At 47.1% G+C, this 14,817-nt stretch carries 12 protein-coding genes; 7 read left to right on the forward strand and 5 right to left on the reverse strand.

The annotated features are described in order from the left end of the window. Nucleotides 1–109: 109 nt before the first annotated feature. The gene (locus tag ACLWNV_RS04070) at nt 110–1,045 is read left to right on the forward strand and encodes a polysaccharide deacetylase family protein (RefSeq protein ID WP_413586624.1); all 936 of its coding nucleotides are present in this window, start codon (nt 110–112) and stop codon (nt 1,043–1,045) included. Continuing rightward, nucleotides 1,045–1,722, forward strand: coding sequence for a hypothetical protein (locus ACLWNV_RS04075; protein WP_413586625.1), 678 nt, complete (start codon nt 1,045–1,047; stop codon nt 1,720–1,722). Before ACLWNV_RS04070 ends, ACLWNV_RS04075 begins: the two co-directional genes overlap by 1 nt. Nucleotides 1,723–1,779: 57 nt before the next feature. Here the strand turns inward: ACLWNV_RS04075 and ACLWNV_RS04080 are convergent, their stop codons facing one another. Then, nucleotides 1,780–2,433, reverse strand: a complete 654-nt coding sequence (locus tag ACLWNV_RS04080; protein ID WP_413586626.1) for a thermonuclease family protein — start codon at nt 2,431–2,433, stop codon at nt 1,780–1,782. 88 nt (nt 2,434–2,521) lie between these two features. Then, entirely contained in the window at nt 2,522–4,057 is a 1,536-nt protein-coding gene (locus tag ACLWNV_RS04085; protein WP_413586627.1) for an Ig-like domain-containing protein, read from the reverse strand. 268 nt (nt 4,058–4,325) lie between these two features. Between ACLWNV_RS04085 and ACLWNV_RS04090 the strand changes: the two genes are divergently transcribed. From ACLWNV_RS04090 to ACLWNV_RS04110, 5 genes are all read left to right on the forward strand, one after another. Then, on the forward strand, nt 4,326–5,909 hold the full coding sequence (locus ACLWNV_RS04090; protein WP_413586628.1) for a YiiX/YebB-like N1pC/P60 family cysteine hydrolase: 1,584 nt from the start codon (nt 4,326–4,328) through the stop codon (nt 5,907–5,909). 9 nt (nt 5,910–5,918) lie between these two features. Next, nucleotides 5,919–7,103: a hypothetical protein gene (locus tag ACLWNV_RS04095; protein WP_413586629.1), complete on the forward strand. Its 1,185-nt coding sequence runs from the start codon at nt 5,919–5,921 to the stop codon at nt 7,101–7,103. Next, nucleotides 7,100–9,151 carry a phospholipase D-like domain-containing protein gene (locus ACLWNV_RS04100; RefSeq protein WP_413586630.1) on the forward strand — a complete coding sequence of 684 codons (2,052 nt, stop codon included), beginning with the start codon at nt 7,100–7,102 and terminating at the stop codon, nt 9,149–9,151. Before ACLWNV_RS04095 ends, ACLWNV_RS04100 begins: the two co-directional genes overlap by 4 nt. Before the next feature lie 206 nt (nt 9,152–9,357). After that, nucleotides 9,358–10,476, forward strand: a complete 1,119-nt coding sequence (locus ACLWNV_RS04105; RefSeq protein ID WP_413586631.1) for a DegT/DnrJ/EryC1/StrS family aminotransferase — start codon at nt 9,358–9,360, stop codon at nt 10,474–10,476. 168 nt (nt 10,477–10,644) lie between these two features. Next, entirely contained in the window at nt 10,645–11,490 is an 846-nt protein-coding gene (locus ACLWNV_RS04110) for a trypsin-like peptidase domain-containing protein (protein WP_413586632.1), read from the forward strand. Nucleotides 11,491–11,517: 27 nt separating this feature from the next. Here ACLWNV_RS04110 and ACLWNV_RS04115 read toward each other — a convergent pair whose 3' ends face one another. From ACLWNV_RS04115 to ACLWNV_RS04125, 3 genes are all read right to left on the reverse strand, one after another. Further along, entirely contained in the window at nt 11,518–11,724 is a 207-nt protein-coding gene (locus ACLWNV_RS04115; protein WP_413586633.1) for a hypothetical protein, read from the reverse strand. Nucleotides 11,725–11,821: 97 nt separating this feature from the next. Further along, complete coding sequence (locus ACLWNV_RS04120; RefSeq protein ID WP_413586634.1) at nt 11,822–13,621, reverse strand: M3 family oligoendopeptidase; 1,800 nt, start codon at nt 13,619–13,621, stop codon at nt 11,822–11,824. After that, the gene (locus ACLWNV_RS04125) at nt 13,621–14,703 is read right to left on the reverse strand and encodes a DUF2252 family protein (RefSeq protein WP_413586635.1); all 1,083 of its coding nucleotides are present in this window, start codon (nt 14,701–14,703) and stop codon (nt 13,621–13,623) included. The genes ACLWNV_RS04120 and ACLWNV_RS04125 overlap by 1 nt, the downstream gene beginning before the upstream one ends. Nucleotides 14,704–14,817 lie beyond the last annotated feature (114 nt).

Consider the following 14,817-nt stretch of genomic DNA (forward strand, 5'->3'; position numbering starts at 1 on the left):
CTCCTTTGATAGTCGAATCATGCCACTCTGTATGGATTCGTTTTAGTCCAGTGAATAGAAAACATATTTTGGCTGATTTCTGTGAAAATGATCTAATGAATCTATGCGTATGAAATTTCTAATCACAGCAATGGTTTTAGTAAGTCCCTGGATCGCTAATTCCCGGCCGGTTGCCAATGAATTTGTGGAGCAGGTTTCACAACCTATCGATGATAGCATGAAGGTCGACAAAAAGATTTGCTCCGGCAGCAAATCTTACCCGGTGCATTTGTCTTTTGACGACGGCCCGGATCCTAAGATTACTCCACAGGTTTTGGATATTTTGCGCAAAGCGGGTATTAAAGCGACTTTCTTAATTTCGACGGATTCCCTTTTAAAAGGAAAGCCGGAAGAAATCCAGGCTCGTAAAATGTTGATCGAAAGAATGAAAAGTGAAGGCCATACCATTGGTTCGCATTCTTATGCACACATTGAACACGCAAACTCGGAGTTAACTTCGCGTAAAACGATGCTGGAAAATTTGAACAAATCATTTCGCGAAATGGACAAGCTGAATTTGCCAAAGCCCCGTCCATTTCGTTTTCCGTATGGCAGTGGCTGGGTTTATGACTCTGCCAAAGCTAATCAAGATCTGGCCCATGGTGCGATGACTGCGATCAAGCGGGAAGGCTATTATCCCTTTCATTGGGACATCGATACGAATGACTGGAGTAAAATCAAACGTAAAGCCCTTCCTGTCTCGGCCCTGGAGCAGATTTGCTCTTCAAAGGGTGGGGTGATTTTAATGCATGATGTACATAAGTGGACCGCAGACAATCTGGCGGTGTTAATCGAATCCATTCGTCAATCAGGTCATACTTTTGCTTCTGAAGCCGAGATCATCGACTATTCGAAAAATAAAGCGTCCCGTCCTCTTGTCTCACTGGCGGATCAGTTAGGTGGTACTCAGGGGTGTGAATACCGAGGCGGGCATCTTGATCGTGCCGGATCGAAATGCAATACTAATAACACCAGTCAAAGCGGCAATAAGAAAGGCATACAATAATGAAATCTCTCATCTTAGGATTGCTGGTTTTATTCGCGGGAATTCAATCACAGGCAGCAACAGTGATTCAATCGGCTTCCAATATTCATAATGGTAAAGTTGTCGTTGCGGTGGATATCTCTGATCCCGCGCGCCGGGTGTTTATGGAACTGGATGCGCGTACGGGGAGAAAAGAAAGTCTGGGCTTTCCCAATGATCTTGTTTCCGAAGATATCATGGCGGTGATCTCTTTGCCTGAATACGTGGTCGTTTTATCGCAGTGGACGATGGGCGACGGTAAGAAGCCCAAAGTTCATGAGTATGTTCGAAGCTCCAAGATTTGGATGGCGGCGGGCGACCTGAACTGTCTGTCCTTTGATCAAATTGAAATCGAGAAATCAGAGCTGCGCGTGCAGTGTGCTGATGAAAACAAAGAAGGCCTGGCGACTGGCCCGGTAAAGATGGCTTTGGATTTTACTGCAAAGACTCCGGTGAAAGTGGTATTGCCGGTTCAGGACGCTACTCAGGGTGGCGTGGGGTTTGCTCTTAAGGGTGGCTCTATGTTTAAGTGGGCATCGCTGGAAGTTAAGTCAGGGAAATCCAAGAAGGTCTATACGGCAGAGGACCTGTCCCTGTCTTCAGATGCGAAGATCAAAAAAACAATCAAAGTTAAAGAGACTATCGGACCTAAAGAGTAAAAAAAAAGATATAGTTAGAAATAAAAAAAGCCATCCTCCGGGGATGGCTTTTTTGTTTTAGAAGAACTTATAACCTAAATGGATTGCCAGGTTCTTATCCGAGAAGAAAGCTCTTCTCCAGACTGGAACTTTGTAGGAGTCCTCGGGGAAGTAAAGCATCTTGGTTTCGATATCACCCACGAAGTTTGTTCCCGTGAAATTGCGTGAATCCATGCGGAAGTCGTAAGGTGCAGAAACATTCGCATAGCGGGGGGAGAACAAGCCTCGTTTGTTTTCAACCGCGTTACGGCTGGCATCGCTGTAGGCCTGGATCAGGCTTTTATCAAATGGATAGATAAAGTAAAGATAGCCCCAACCCTCTTCCAGGATCGACAGGTTGATTTCAACATTGTTGTAAAATACGCGGCCCAGGATACGGTTGTGCTTGTCATGACCGTTGTCATCGTAAACGACAGTAACCTGGCTACCAGGAGGCACCAAGCCAGTTACGAAGTCACGGGCGACGTCCGCAGGCTCGCCCTGGCTGTGCCCAAAGTAATCTACTTCAGGAGTGTCGACGCCAAGAAAGCGCACTTTATATTTTTGCGATCCCACCTGAACATTCAGGGTGTCGCCATCATGAACGTTAGTGACTTTGCCTTGCAGAGTATAGGCATGGCCAAAGACGGGCAGAAGGAATAAAAAGGAAATCAGAAATTTAAATGGCTTCATAAGGTCCTTTTATCAATTCCCGGGAAAGGAGCCTATGTGAACTCCTTCCTTGGAAAAGATTGCGGGACTGTATGAAGTTTGGTCAGTCTTACTCGACGATATCCAGGTATACGGAGCGATCCAGGAACGGGAAGACTGGAACGGTATTAAAGACTTCGTCATAAGAGAACTTGAACTTATTCAAGCTCATGATCGAAACCTCGGCAATAACGGTCCCAGAGACGTTGCCTTCGTAACGGCTATGGATTAGCGGGGCATTAAGCAGAATGCGCTCAAACGACACGCTACGGCCTTCAGTGCGGCAGGCAGCATCGTACAAGGCACCCTTCTTGGCTTCAATCAATGCGGCCTCGGCCAGAATCGTATCGCCAAAGGCTTTCGGATTGCTGGAAGCGCGGATGAAGTTACCAGGCACTGTCCAGAAGGACGAGTAACGGTTCACCAAAGACGAAGTTCCATAGCCCGCAGTATTTAAAGCATAGTTATCAGTCGTGTTACAGAAGTTGCCGTTCTTTTTAACGGTACCCAGTCCCAAGCTGATGGATTTGCTGCTGGTGATTTGCAGGTTTCTGGTCGAATCATTGTTGGAGTAATTGATTGCTCCATAGATGAAAACAGAGCCCATCACGTAAAGACGGCAGCCGGTTTTTGAATTGATCGTCAGATTTTCCAATAGCAAAGGACCGCGAACGGCAACGTCACCTTCACAGTTCAAGGTGCCACTGTTTTGAAAGAATGTGCCTTCGTCTTTAAGACCGGACAACGCAACAGCCGTATCTGAATCTTTGAAATACTTCATGCGCTCAGAGGACGTCAGCTGGAATGCTGTCGAGATATTGGCGTCCGTAGGTGCACCGATATAAACGCTTTTCTTTTCCTGAACCACGGCACCTTTGGAGGTGGCGTAAATCGATTTCGCCAACTGGGCTTTTAAGTAAGCAGCCAATGTGTTGGCTCCTGAGGAAGTGGCAATAGCAGCCGGCAATGGTGCTTGCGGCACGATGATGGACTTATCTGCAGGGATCGCAACTGTATAAAAGTTATTCCCGTGGTCACCATACACAGATCCGCTGGTCCAAGTGATGTTAGACGGCGAGCCCTGGGCCATGAAGTAGCTAGATTGATATCCGAAGTCAGTAATGATGTTGGAAGCCACCTGAGCGTGACATTGAATACAACCCATACCACGAATTGCCAGGGCGGGTTTGAATGTTTGGAAGGCATTGCCCACGCTGGCTTTGATAGTGAATTGGATAGCCACGCCCTCTTTGTCTGTCACGGTTACCAGAATATTGTCGGTTCCGCGAAACCCATAGTTCGGAGTGTATTTGAATTTATAAGTTGCAAGATCAAGGACTTCGATTTTTCCGTTTAGGGCGGCACCATTGTTCGTCGTGATAAAAGCAATTTTATCTGCCACGGGTGCAGAGATGGTGTCGGCTGCGAACTCGATAGCGGTATTCATTTTGGTTTCGATCAAAATATCTGGAATGGACTTGGCACCCACGCCCGCGTTAATACCTTGGCTTGCAAGACTTGCGAAATGTGCTGGCGGTGCACAGTTTTGAAACGTTATGACGAGTGCTGCACCAGAAATGATGAAGCCAAGCAGTCTCATTTTCATACGGTTATTCCCCCTACCTCACGTGCCACAACGGAAGTCATAGATCTAAATGCAATTTTGTTACCATCTTATAGCTATGGTAGTGCACATGGCGTTCAGAATTTTAGACAGTGTCTGTCAGGTATTCATTTCTAGGCTTAGGGCTTAGCGAAGGAAACTATGAGTTTTACGCTAGTCTGGTCCTTCTAACAGTTTTGTGTGTCTTAACAATTTAGGTCCTATTAATATGAATAAACACAAAGAAAAATGAATCCATTGGGGGAAAAACATGCGTTTTAGTTTGGTTTCACTGTGTCTTGTGCCTTTGGTATTTTCAGCTTGTACATCTCAACGGGAAACCACGGAGCGAGCACCAGCTGCCGCCAGCTACGTAGATCCCCAGTATTATGACCACCAGATTTTATTTTCAGAAGCTCTGACTTTCAGAGCGAAAGCTCTGCAGTTCGCCCAGGAAAAAAAGATGGGTGAAAGAAGTGATGTCAGCTTCAGCCGCTCGGAAGGTGAGTGGGTTAGAAAGATGGGCGCGGACTATCTTGTAACCCGTAAGAAATTGCTCGACTACACGCTGCCCGTGGCCTCGAATTTCGCCAGTCCTAACCAGGTGAAGTTGACGCCGTATCTGGGAACTAAGAATGAAGTTAAGGAGCGCGTTCGTCCTAAAGATGTTTGGGAAAAATATCAAATTCTAAGCATTGATCCAAAAGATCCACAGGGCGAAAAGGAAATTTTTAAGACGCAAATGGCGTTGGCTTCAGCGTTGATCCTGATGGATAACTTCCTGGTTGCGATTCAACCTTATAATAATATCGATTCCATTCGTTACGTTTTGAACTACGACACAAATCAAAAGAAAGCTTTGCAGCAGGTTGCTGATAGCTACACGAACCGTGAGCGTCGCGATCAAATTCGTACTGCGATCGAATTTGTGGACGGTGTGATGGCCTGGCGCCGAGCTCAGGGCATTACGACAAGCCCCGAGGAAGCGAACCTTTACGGTATGATTCAATCGAGTATCTGGTATGTGGCAGTAAAAAATAATAAAGAAGGTTCAACCTTTGAAGATGCAGTTGCGAACCTTTGGAATCGTCTGACTTCCCGTGGAAAACGTGGAGCTCGCGTAGTGTCTTACGGCGTAAGTATGGGCTTCGGCAACATGGTGGGTTTGGTTGAAACCCGCAAAGGCTATTTGTACAATATGTCGTTGAATGAAAAGTCCAAGCTGATCGCAGAAATGAAACCCCTGGACATTCTGATGGAGAAAACGCCCTTCCGTCTGACGGATAAAATGATTCCAGGCCATTATGGTCACGTCGCGATCTGGTTGGGCACTGAAGCGCAATTGAAAGACCTGCGTGTTTGGGACCAACTACCCCGCAATATTCAGGACAAGGTTCGCTCTGGTCATCGCATTGTTGAAGCTTTAAGACCGGGGGTTGAGATCAATACTCTGGATCACTTCCTGAATATTGATGACTTCCTGGTGATCCGTGACAACCGTTCAAACATTACTGATGAATACCGTCGCAAAGCCATATTGCAGGCGGTGGCGCAAATCGGTAAGGAATACGATTTCAATTTTGACGTTCATACACACACGCGCATTGTATGTTCAGAGATCGCATACGTGGTTTTTGACGATGTGAAATGGCCTTTGGAAAATACACTGATGCGTTACACGATCAGTCCTGACAATGTGGCGCAACTGGCAGTCGGCAACCAAAGAATGTTTGATCCGGTCATTATGTACTACGGTGGTCGCCGCGTTTATAAGGACCTTCCACGCTCTCTGGAGCTGTTGTTGAAGGCCGATGATGCTCACTATGCCGAGTTCACAAAACTTCAGGGAATCTAGAGGTTCAAATTGAGAAAGCCGTTGATCTTAAGCCTGTGCGCCGCTGCCTTGGCGGTGCACTGTTCGCATCAGGAAGTTCGAAAACCCAGCAGTTTGCCTAGTGTTTTTACCGAGCGCGAAACCCAGGCACTTGGGCAGATTCTGGGAGAGGATTCTCCAACTGAAAAATTCCGCAGAGTCATGGAAGTAGATTTTCATACCAACGGCGATGGCAAACATCTTTCTGAATCCGCTAAGAGGTCCCTGCAGGATGCTTTGGCAAAAACCCTTGGGGAGGAAAATCCCCAGCAGGGTCTGGCTAAGCTTGCAATGGGCAATGTTAAAGAAGAAGTGATCGAAAACTTCGTTAAGACTTTGAAGGTCTATAAGCTGGTTAATTTGGGTCTGCAATTTGATCTGAACTTTGCACCAAAACCTTATGCCGCTCATTTCGGTCCTGAGCTTTCCAGCAATCAATTGATTCGACTGGATGAAACGGGAACTCTTTCTAAGAAATGGTCATTGTTGGAATCCCAGGGTTTCACGCAGCAGATTTATGCAAACTCCGTACTGGTCGATAAAAGTCAAAGTTCCGACTATGTCGGTGGCCAAGTCAGCATCTTTATCGAGATCCTGGATATTAAACCAAAGCTCGGACTTCCCAAAATCACCAAGAATGGTGTGAAGGGTTATATCCGCTATCGCAGATACTTCCGTGTGAATCCGTCATTGACTGCGGCTCAGTGCAGTGGCTTTGGCAGTATTGTGGCGACGAGTGCAAATGTTCCGGTGTTCTATACTGTGGATATTTATAAAAACTTTAATCTGAAAAATCTGATCCCGGCAGAGGAAACCCTGGAGATCTATCCGGGATGGATTGCGGCCACCCAAGAGGGCCGTCCGGAATTGTTGCCGGAGTCGAGTGACAAGTACTCTTCCATTTCCACCATGCGCTACATGGTGAACCAGAAAAAGATGCACGCGCATTCTGAATTTGCAGTTAAAAAAATGGTCTATGATTTAAAAGACCGAAAATTTGATTCTGAACGCAGCGAAATCGAAATGACGGCGTTCCGCTCTTTAGCCAAAAATCCAAGAATGAGTGAAGAGGACGAAGTGAAATCTTCTGCCCGACGTGAATTCTTTAAAAACTGTCAGGGCGTATTAGAAAAACAATTGATGCTGAATCAACTCATTCCAGGGGGCATTCTATGATGAAAACGGGTGTCCTGGGATTAGCTGTATTATTATCTCTGCAAAGCTTTGCGCAATCCGGTTCGGTATCCCTGAAGGAACGCATTGATGCGATGAACTTCTACAAGCAGAATCACGATGTGATGTTCCTGGCCGAGGCTTGCCGTCGCCCCGAAACCTTGCTGGCAGAGCTTCGCAAGCTGAGTCCTAAGTTGCAGGAGCAGGCTTTGGGTTTTGTAAAACAAAACGAAAACCAAGTGCCCGAGAAAATTCTTTTGCCTTTGGTATACTGGAAATTCGTAAAACCTGATCCCGGTAACGAGCAGCGTGTGCTGAAATTCTGGATGCAAACGCGCATTCAGGCGCTGCGTGATTATGCGGATCATCCGTTAAGGGAAAATCGCAAAGCGCAATCGAGAGCCCGTCAGCTGGCCGCAAATTATGCAAGTGCGGGGAGTTTGTCCGTGAACTCGCCGGTATTATCTGAAAACCTGAAAAAACAGTTTCCAGAAATGGATCCCTACAGTCTGGTGGCAGGCGGTTTCGTGCCCGGCAATCAGGTGGAGCTGGTCAGTCACAATACTGTCACTCCGGATCGAATTGACTGGTTTAATGAACGCTCGATTTTCAATGGTGGCAAGCTGGATTTCACCAAGCCCTATATGAAAATGCCAATGTCTGGTACTGACGAAGGCCACCCGGCATTCAAAGACCCGATGTTTGCGCGCATTCGCGATATGATCGCAAGCAGCCAGCAGAGTATTTTCATCGATATCTTTTTATTCGGCGGCACGATGGGTGGAACACTGAGCAAGTTCCTGTTGGATCAAACGTCATTAAAGTTAAAAGCCAATCCGAATTTCAAGGTTCTGGTTCTGCATGACTATGCGACGAACTATAATATGAAAGACGAGATGATGCCGGTATTTCAATACATCAAGGACCGCGTCGCAGCGGATCCGGCGTTGCGTTCTGCCGTATATCTGATGCAGGCAAATATCCAACGTCATCCACCAGGGATACCTTTTGGTATCACGAATCTGGTACCCAAAACGGATGAAACGTTCAAAGCGTTAGAAAAGCGCAACACGTACTATGAATCAAAAATTGATCACAGCAAAGTGATTGTGGTCGATGCAGAAGGAGATGCACCACAGGCCTATTTCGGCTCAAAGAACTGGTCTGATCACAGTGGTGGTTACTACTATGATAATGCGCTGTACGTAAAGGGCCCGGCGGCGGCTTTGGTTCAGGCGGCATACTATGACGATGTCGAAGCGGCGCTGACCCTGAATGAGCAGGAAAGAAAATGGTTCTATTATAAAGAGCAGGGCTTTTCCAACGAGGCGTATCTGCCTCAGCGGGATAAGATTCTTTCCTGGTTCCGTTTGAAGCGCTCAAGCTTTCCAGCGGTGGGAAATCAAGTGGTGCGTTTGGCGGAAGCTAACGTTGATGGAAAAATCAAAGATGTGCGCAATATGCTAGTGGATATGATTTCCAAAGCGGAAAACAATATCTATATGGAGCAGTTGTTCATCTACGATCCGTATATCAATGATGCGTTGATGAAGCGCAAATCCCAGGTTCCGAAGCTAAAAATCAGAATCTTGGCGGACCACAACGGAAACTTCGATATGGGTGGCCTTCCCAACACTTTGTTCCTTGAACAATTGATGGAGCACGGAGTTGAAGTGAAGGCCCGCAAAACGCTGGGAACTGAAGCTCGTTTTCCAAATGGCAAAACACAGGTTTACCACCAGGAGAATCACCGCAAGATCACTTCCATCGATGGCAAAACCATGATGGTGGGATCTTCCAATTTGAATCCGGATACTTTGCAGGGAAGTTTCCGCGAGTTCGGTGCGCAGATTTTTGATACCCGCGAAATCGGCAGATTCGAAGCGGAGTTTATGAATGCCTGGAACGACAATCAGCAGACGGGTCCTTTCTTTGAAGGCCAGTTGAAGCTGAAAGTTCTGGGGCAGGAACTAAGTGTCGAGCAAAGCAAACTTCTGAATGACCTGGGCGCCGCCATCTTTAGAGCGAAAGACGCCATTGAAAAGCGATAAATCCACAAAACCCATACCCATCGGGGAACCTTAGCCTGGACAATGGCTAAGGTTCTTGGGCTTGGTGTTGTCTATAAGCACCACTCGTGTGCAGAAAGCTACAGTGCTGAAGGCTCACAACGCGCAGCCCATGATTGCACAAATGAACTTCTTAGAGGAAAATCTAGGGTATAGCTTTTACTTTAACCTTGAATGAGAGAGTTCATATGAGCATTCAACAAGTTCCATTTATTACTTTGAATCGTTTCGAACCTGGTTTCCGTGATGAGTTTTTGGCGGGTGTTGCCGGTCTTTTTGATAAAACTCAATTCGTAGGTGGCCCTATTGTTGGCGAAATGGAAGCCAATCTTGCTGCATATACAAAATCAAAACATGCTATCGGTTGCGCTAACGGAACTGATGCCATCCAAATCGCACTTCGTGCGGTGGGTGTGGAAAAGAATGACAAAGTTCTGGTTCCGGATATGACTTTCTGGGCAACCTTTGAAGCGGTTGTAAACGTGGGCGCAAACCCTGTGACTGTGGACGTGAATAAAGAATTCTGCCACTGGGACCTTGCGACTTTCAAACAAGCGGTCACTCAATTCAAACCTAAAGCGGCTATCATGGTTCACCTTTACGGTTGGGTGACACCTGAAACTTTGGAGATCAGAAAATTCGCCAAAGAAAATGGCGTTGTTCTGATCGAAGACGGTGCTCAGTGTTTCGGTACAGAGATCAACGGTCAGTCCGTGCTTGGCACTGCTGAAATCTCCACAACCAGCTTTTACCCAGCGAAAGTTTTGGGTGCGTCTGGTGATGCTGGCGCGATCTTCACAGGCAACGACACTTACGCAAAGAACTGCCGTACTTTGATCAATCACGGTCGTACAGATCATTATTCCCACGGAATGATTGGCTGGAATTCGCGCATAGGTGCTTATGAATCATTGTTCCTGAACATGTCTTTGAAGCACATCGATGCTCGTATCAAATCCCGTATGAACGCAGTTAAGTTTTACGAAGAGTCTTTGCAAGGTCTTCCTCTTAAACCAGTGCGTGCAGCATCCACAGTGACAGAGAACGGTTACTGCGCCGTTGCGATGATTGACCCAAAACTTCGTCCGGCTTTGATCGAGAACTTGAAAAAAGCCAACGTGGGTTACGGCACGATCTATCCAGGCGCAATGAGCATGCAATCCGGTGCTCAAGGTCACCTGGCTGGCAAAATTGACAACGGGAACGCACACTACATTTCTCAAGCTGTACTGAATCTTCCGTGCTTTGCCTACATCACTCCTGAAGAGCTTCAGTACGTGGTGGACGTAGTTAAAAAGAGCTTCTAGTTTTTTCGAAAATCTCAAAACAACGAAAGCCGGGCCTAAAAACCCGGCTTTTTTCGTCTGATTCGTGACACGTCACTTCATAAATACACGCTCGAATGCGCTGCATTCATCAGGGTTTCCGTTGTGACTTCAGGGGCTTATGGATACGCTTTTGGGCGAGGGGGACTCATGAGATTTTTGTTATCTTTAATTACTGTAATGACAGTTACTTCACTTGCGCACGCATTGCCATTGCTACCGAAAGGTCAGCAAATGCTTTCATTGCCAGCGAACTTTACAGCCGAATACAACTTTGAGGGGATTGTTGGTTTGGATAACTGTTCTGGTTCATTGATTCGTTTTGAAAATTCACGCGATACAGACAGCGCGATGGTAATGACCAATGGTCACTGCCTGGAAGCGGGCTTTCCAAAACCAGGAACTTACCTTTACGGCAAACCAAGCCGTCGTACTTTCAAATTGTTCAACGCGGGAATGCAGGTTGTGGGTCGTTTGACGGCTAACACGATCATCTATGGAACAATGACTAAAACAGATATGGCGATCTATAAGTTGAACGAAACTTACGGAGAGATCCTTTCCAAGTATGCAGTGAACGCGATGACTTTGTCTTCTCAGCGTCCAACAGAAAGAACTCAGATCGAAGTTATTTCTGGATACTGGAAACGCGGCTACGCTTGTGAGATCGAAGCATTCATCCCACAATTGAAAGAAGCGGGCTTCACTTGGGAAGACTCTATCCGTTACTCCCGTCCAGGCTGCCAGGTGATCGGTGGAACTTCCGGTTCTCCAATCATCCAAAAAGGCACTCGCACTGTGATCGGCATCAACAACACGGGTAACGAATCTGGTTATATGTGTGAAATGAACAATCCATGTGAAGTGGATAAAGACGGCAACCAAAAAGCTTACCGCGGTTACTCATACGGCGAGCAAACTTACTGGGTTTACTCTTGCTTAAACCAAAACAATGAGATCGACGTAAACGTACCGGGCTGCCAACTGTTCCACTAGTCGGTAGCCTGGCTATTTCGCCCGACCTTAGCTTGCAGTGTCTGTAGGTTTTTGCGGGCGAAGGTCTTCGATTTTTACGTTATTTTTTCGCGGAGCACGTTTGTGCTCCGTCTTTTTTTCGGGACGATCCCACTCGTCTTCTCCGCGCAGACGGCTCATAGTCAGCTCGTCCATCTCTTTGATAAATTCGTAGGATTTTAAAACGGCGTCTTTGATTTGTTGTAGAATCCGCATGGGTTCTGCATCTCCCGCTATTTAGGTGGTGGAAACACTATTGTAGAATAGCATTTCCACCTTGCGGGATTTTTAATGTTCAGCCGGACCTAGATCCCTAGATGAGGGATTCAAAGTGAGAAATTTTTGATTTCACTACGTTGATGGATTTCTGCCAGAAGGCCGGTTGAGTGATGTCTTCACCCAAATGCTTCTGGATCAATTCCTCTGCCGTCATGCGACCTGTGTCGCGCAGGATAGCTTTGTACTTCTCCATAAAGCCGGCTCCCAGTTCTTCCCGACGGGCATAAATGCTAAGCGAGAACAAGTATCCAAACGTATATGGGAAGTTATAGAAGCTTAAGCCTGCAATATGGAAGTGCAGCTTGTGCGCCCAGAAAAGTTCATCTGCGCCCTCGGTGCTGTCGCCGTACCATTCTGTCCAGACGGTCTTCATCAGCTCGCGCAATTCCTTGGCACTGAGTGTGCGGTCCTTACGGGCTTCGTAAAAGCGTTTTTCGAATTCATAGCGAACGGGGATATTGATCAGGAATGCCATGGCACTTTCCAGGTCGCCCCAGGCGTTTTCAATTTTCTCTTCCTGGGATTTTGCCTGAGTCATCAGGGCGTCGCCCAAAACCGTCTCGGCAAACACGCTGGCAGTTTCTGCCAATGTCATTGGGTAGTTTTGTTCACCCAGGGACATATCGCGCATCACCCACGCATGGAAACCGTGACCCAGCTCGTGGGCCAGGGTTCCGATGTCACTGTTAGAACCCATGTAAGTCATATAAACGCGGGGTTCGTTGGTTTTCAAAAATCCTGTGCAATAAGCACCGGTGCGCTTGTTCGGAAGAACGCGACCCTCGATCCATTTTTTATCGACCATCATTTGCACAAAGTCCGCCATCTCTGGTGACACGTGAGCAAAAGCATCGCGAACGATCTTCGCACCTTGTTCAAACGGGATTGCTGCAGGCGAAGCTGCAATCGGACTTGGAGCCATTTGGTCCCAAAGTTCCAAGCGGTCTTTTTTCATAAGCTTGGCCATCAAGTGACCGGCCTTGCGAATATCTTTCGTGTTGTCTTTGCACGCGGAGATCATGGCATCTAACGTTTTTTGAGAGATGCGATTCTTGAACAGGGGGTCGTTCATGAAAGTCTTGTCTTGTGTGTGAGAGCGCTTTTCAGCTTCCTCAAGGCGCCAACCTGCGAGAGCATTAACGATCGCCGCAGCGCTGTGCTGATGCTCTGCCCAGGCTTCCTGGATTCCCAGCCATGCGGCTTTGCGATCCAGTTCGCTGGCAGTCTTTGTAAGCGCACTAGCTTTCGCCAGGCCTACTGTTTCAGTGCGGTCCGGGTATTTCAATTGCACGCGGATGTTGCCGCTTAATTCGTCGTATAGATCACCCCAGGCAGAGTGTCCTGAAACTTCCAGGCTTTTCAGCAAAGTTTCTTCAGCTTCGGGAAGACTGAAGATGGCTTTTTGTCGGTGCTGCTCAAAGGTAAACTGATAAGGTTTGATATGTTCATGATTAAGAACTTTGGCAAAGACGTCCTCAGAGCAGTGTTGCAGGAACAGGTTCAAAGGCACCATGGCCTGTGAAAACTTGGAAAAGAAAATATCCAGTTCAGAGCTTTTGGTTTTTGCTTCCTCATTGGTAGAGTCCACTGACAGGATGCAAGTCAGATAAGTACTCATAGTGGAAGCCAGGACGGTGTTCTTTTCATTCATCAACAAGATGTTCTGAATCTGCGTGATGGTTTTATCGGTAGGGTTGGCAAAAACTGTTTTTATTTCTGCCAGGTTTTTTTGCAGTGACTCAAGGTCTGCATGAATCGCAGTCCAGTCGTTTTGAAATTCTTTAGAGGAGATAGAAGGGTAAACTGATTCAATGTCCCAGGTAGGTCCGTTCATTAGTTGTTCTCTTTCTTCATCAGGTTGATATAGGAGTTTACGAGTGTTTCAAATTCAGGATAGCGCAGCCCTTGCAATAGATCATCGCTCTGTTCTTGTTGTCCATGCCACAGCCCCAGGCGATTGGCAATATACAGGGACATCTCGCGGCCATATTTGGAACCGGCTTCATTTTCAAAATCCAGATAGGGTTTCAGGCGTGCGCGCATCAGGAATTGTCCCACGGGTGTGGCGATGATCTTGTAGGGACCATAGACAGTCTCAGCGGGGCGGTAGATTTGAGCGACATAAGGGAAGCGTGAGACCGCATCGCCCTGGTCCGAGTAAAATGAAGTGGCCGCGTCTTTTTCAAGTTTGAATTCAATGATGTATCGGGTTTGATTTTTTTGAATCAGATACCAGAAGCGCGGCAAGCCACTGCTGCCACCACTGTTTTTGGTTTTGTAACCCGTATCCAGGATTTCATATCCCGGCATCGAGGCTTCAAAATACCCGCGGGCTTGCCTGAACAAATTCTGCACCGCTGCCGGTGACTGGGAAATGGATGTTACTTTGGCTTTTGCAGAAAAGCGATCGTGATCGGTCATGTTGTTCAGGTATTTGGATTGGCGATTCAGGTAATCAGCATCACTGTGGGAAAGGGCCTCGCGCAGAATTTCCGGCTCGCTGACTTGCAGACCTTTAAGGCCCAGTACATAGGCATCAAATAAAGAGTTCAATGAAATTTGAAACGGGGAAATCTGATTGCCAGCAGCGTAACGGATAAGGTCGCCAGCAAAGGGAGCATGCGGACCGCCATCATCAATGTCGATCAGCGCAAATACCCGGCCTTGTGTGGAAAGCTGCACATCACCGAAATTCAGGATGTGGGGATCCCCGACAACAACTCCGGATGCACGCAACATTGGGGAGTTTTGGTTCTTCAGCCAATTCCAAAAATGCGGAGCATTGGCGCGGAAAGCGCCGAACAAATCATCTTCCTGTTGCCAATCTGCACTTTGAGTTGCGGCAAACGAATCGAACGCGAAGGTCGGGATTCCACAGAATACGCTCAGTACAAGAGTTAGAAGGAAGATTTTCATGGGGCCAAAAGTAACAAAGGTCGATTTCGAACACAATAGCCACCTCAGGATTAAATCTGTGATGGAATTGGTTCGTTACATGATCGTCAATTGTGGGCGGCACGGGGTTGCGCA

This window comes from Bdellovibrio sp. HCB274, from assembly GCF_047306075.1.
Classification (GTDB): domain Bacteria; phylum Bdellovibrionota; class Bdellovibrionia; order Bdellovibrionales; family Bdellovibrionaceae; genus Bdellovibrio.

What these genes read in the sequence shown, in the direction of transcription:
- ACLWNV_RS04080 (WP_413586626.1), bottom strand. Translation starts at nt 2,433, where the DNA reads ATGAAGCCATTTAAATTTCTGATTTCCTTTTTATTCCTTCTGCCCGTC.
- ACLWNV_RS04100 (WP_413586630.1), top strand. Translation starts at nt 7,100, where the DNA reads ATGATGAAAACGGGTGTCCTGGGATTAGCTGTATTATTATCTCTGCAA.
- ACLWNV_RS04090 (WP_413586628.1), top strand. Translation starts at nt 4,326, where the DNA reads ATGCGTTTTAGTTTGGTTTCACTGTGTCTTGTGCCTTTGGTATTTTCA.
- ACLWNV_RS04085 (WP_413586627.1), bottom strand. Translation starts at nt 4,057, where the DNA reads ATGAAAATGAGACTGCTTGGCTTCATCATTTCTGGTGCAGCACTCGTC.
- ACLWNV_RS04115 (WP_413586633.1), bottom strand. Translation starts at nt 11,724, where the DNA reads ATGCGGATTCTACAACAAATCAAAGACGCCGTTTTAAAATCCTACGAA.
- ACLWNV_RS04105 (WP_413586631.1), top strand. Translation starts at nt 9,358, where the DNA reads ATGAGCATTCAACAAGTTCCATTTATTACTTTGAATCGTTTCGAACCT.
- ACLWNV_RS04125 (WP_413586635.1), bottom strand. Translation starts at nt 14,703, where the DNA reads ATGAAAATCTTCCTTCTAACTCTTGTACTGAGCGTATTCTGTGGAATC.
- ACLWNV_RS04120 (WP_413586634.1), bottom strand. Translation starts at nt 13,621, where the DNA reads ATGAACGGACCTACCTGGGACATTGAATCAGTTTACCCTTCTATCTCC.
- ACLWNV_RS04110 (WP_413586632.1), top strand. Translation starts at nt 10,645, where the DNA reads ATGAGATTTTTGTTATCTTTAATTACTGTAATGACAGTTACTTCACTT.
- ACLWNV_RS04070 (WP_413586624.1), top strand. Translation starts at nt 110, where the DNA reads ATGAAATTTCTAATCACAGCAATGGTTTTAGTAAGTCCCTGGATCGCT.
- ACLWNV_RS04075 (WP_413586625.1), top strand. Translation starts at nt 1,045, where the DNA reads ATGAAATCTCTCATCTTAGGATTGCTGGTTTTATTCGCGGGAATTCAA.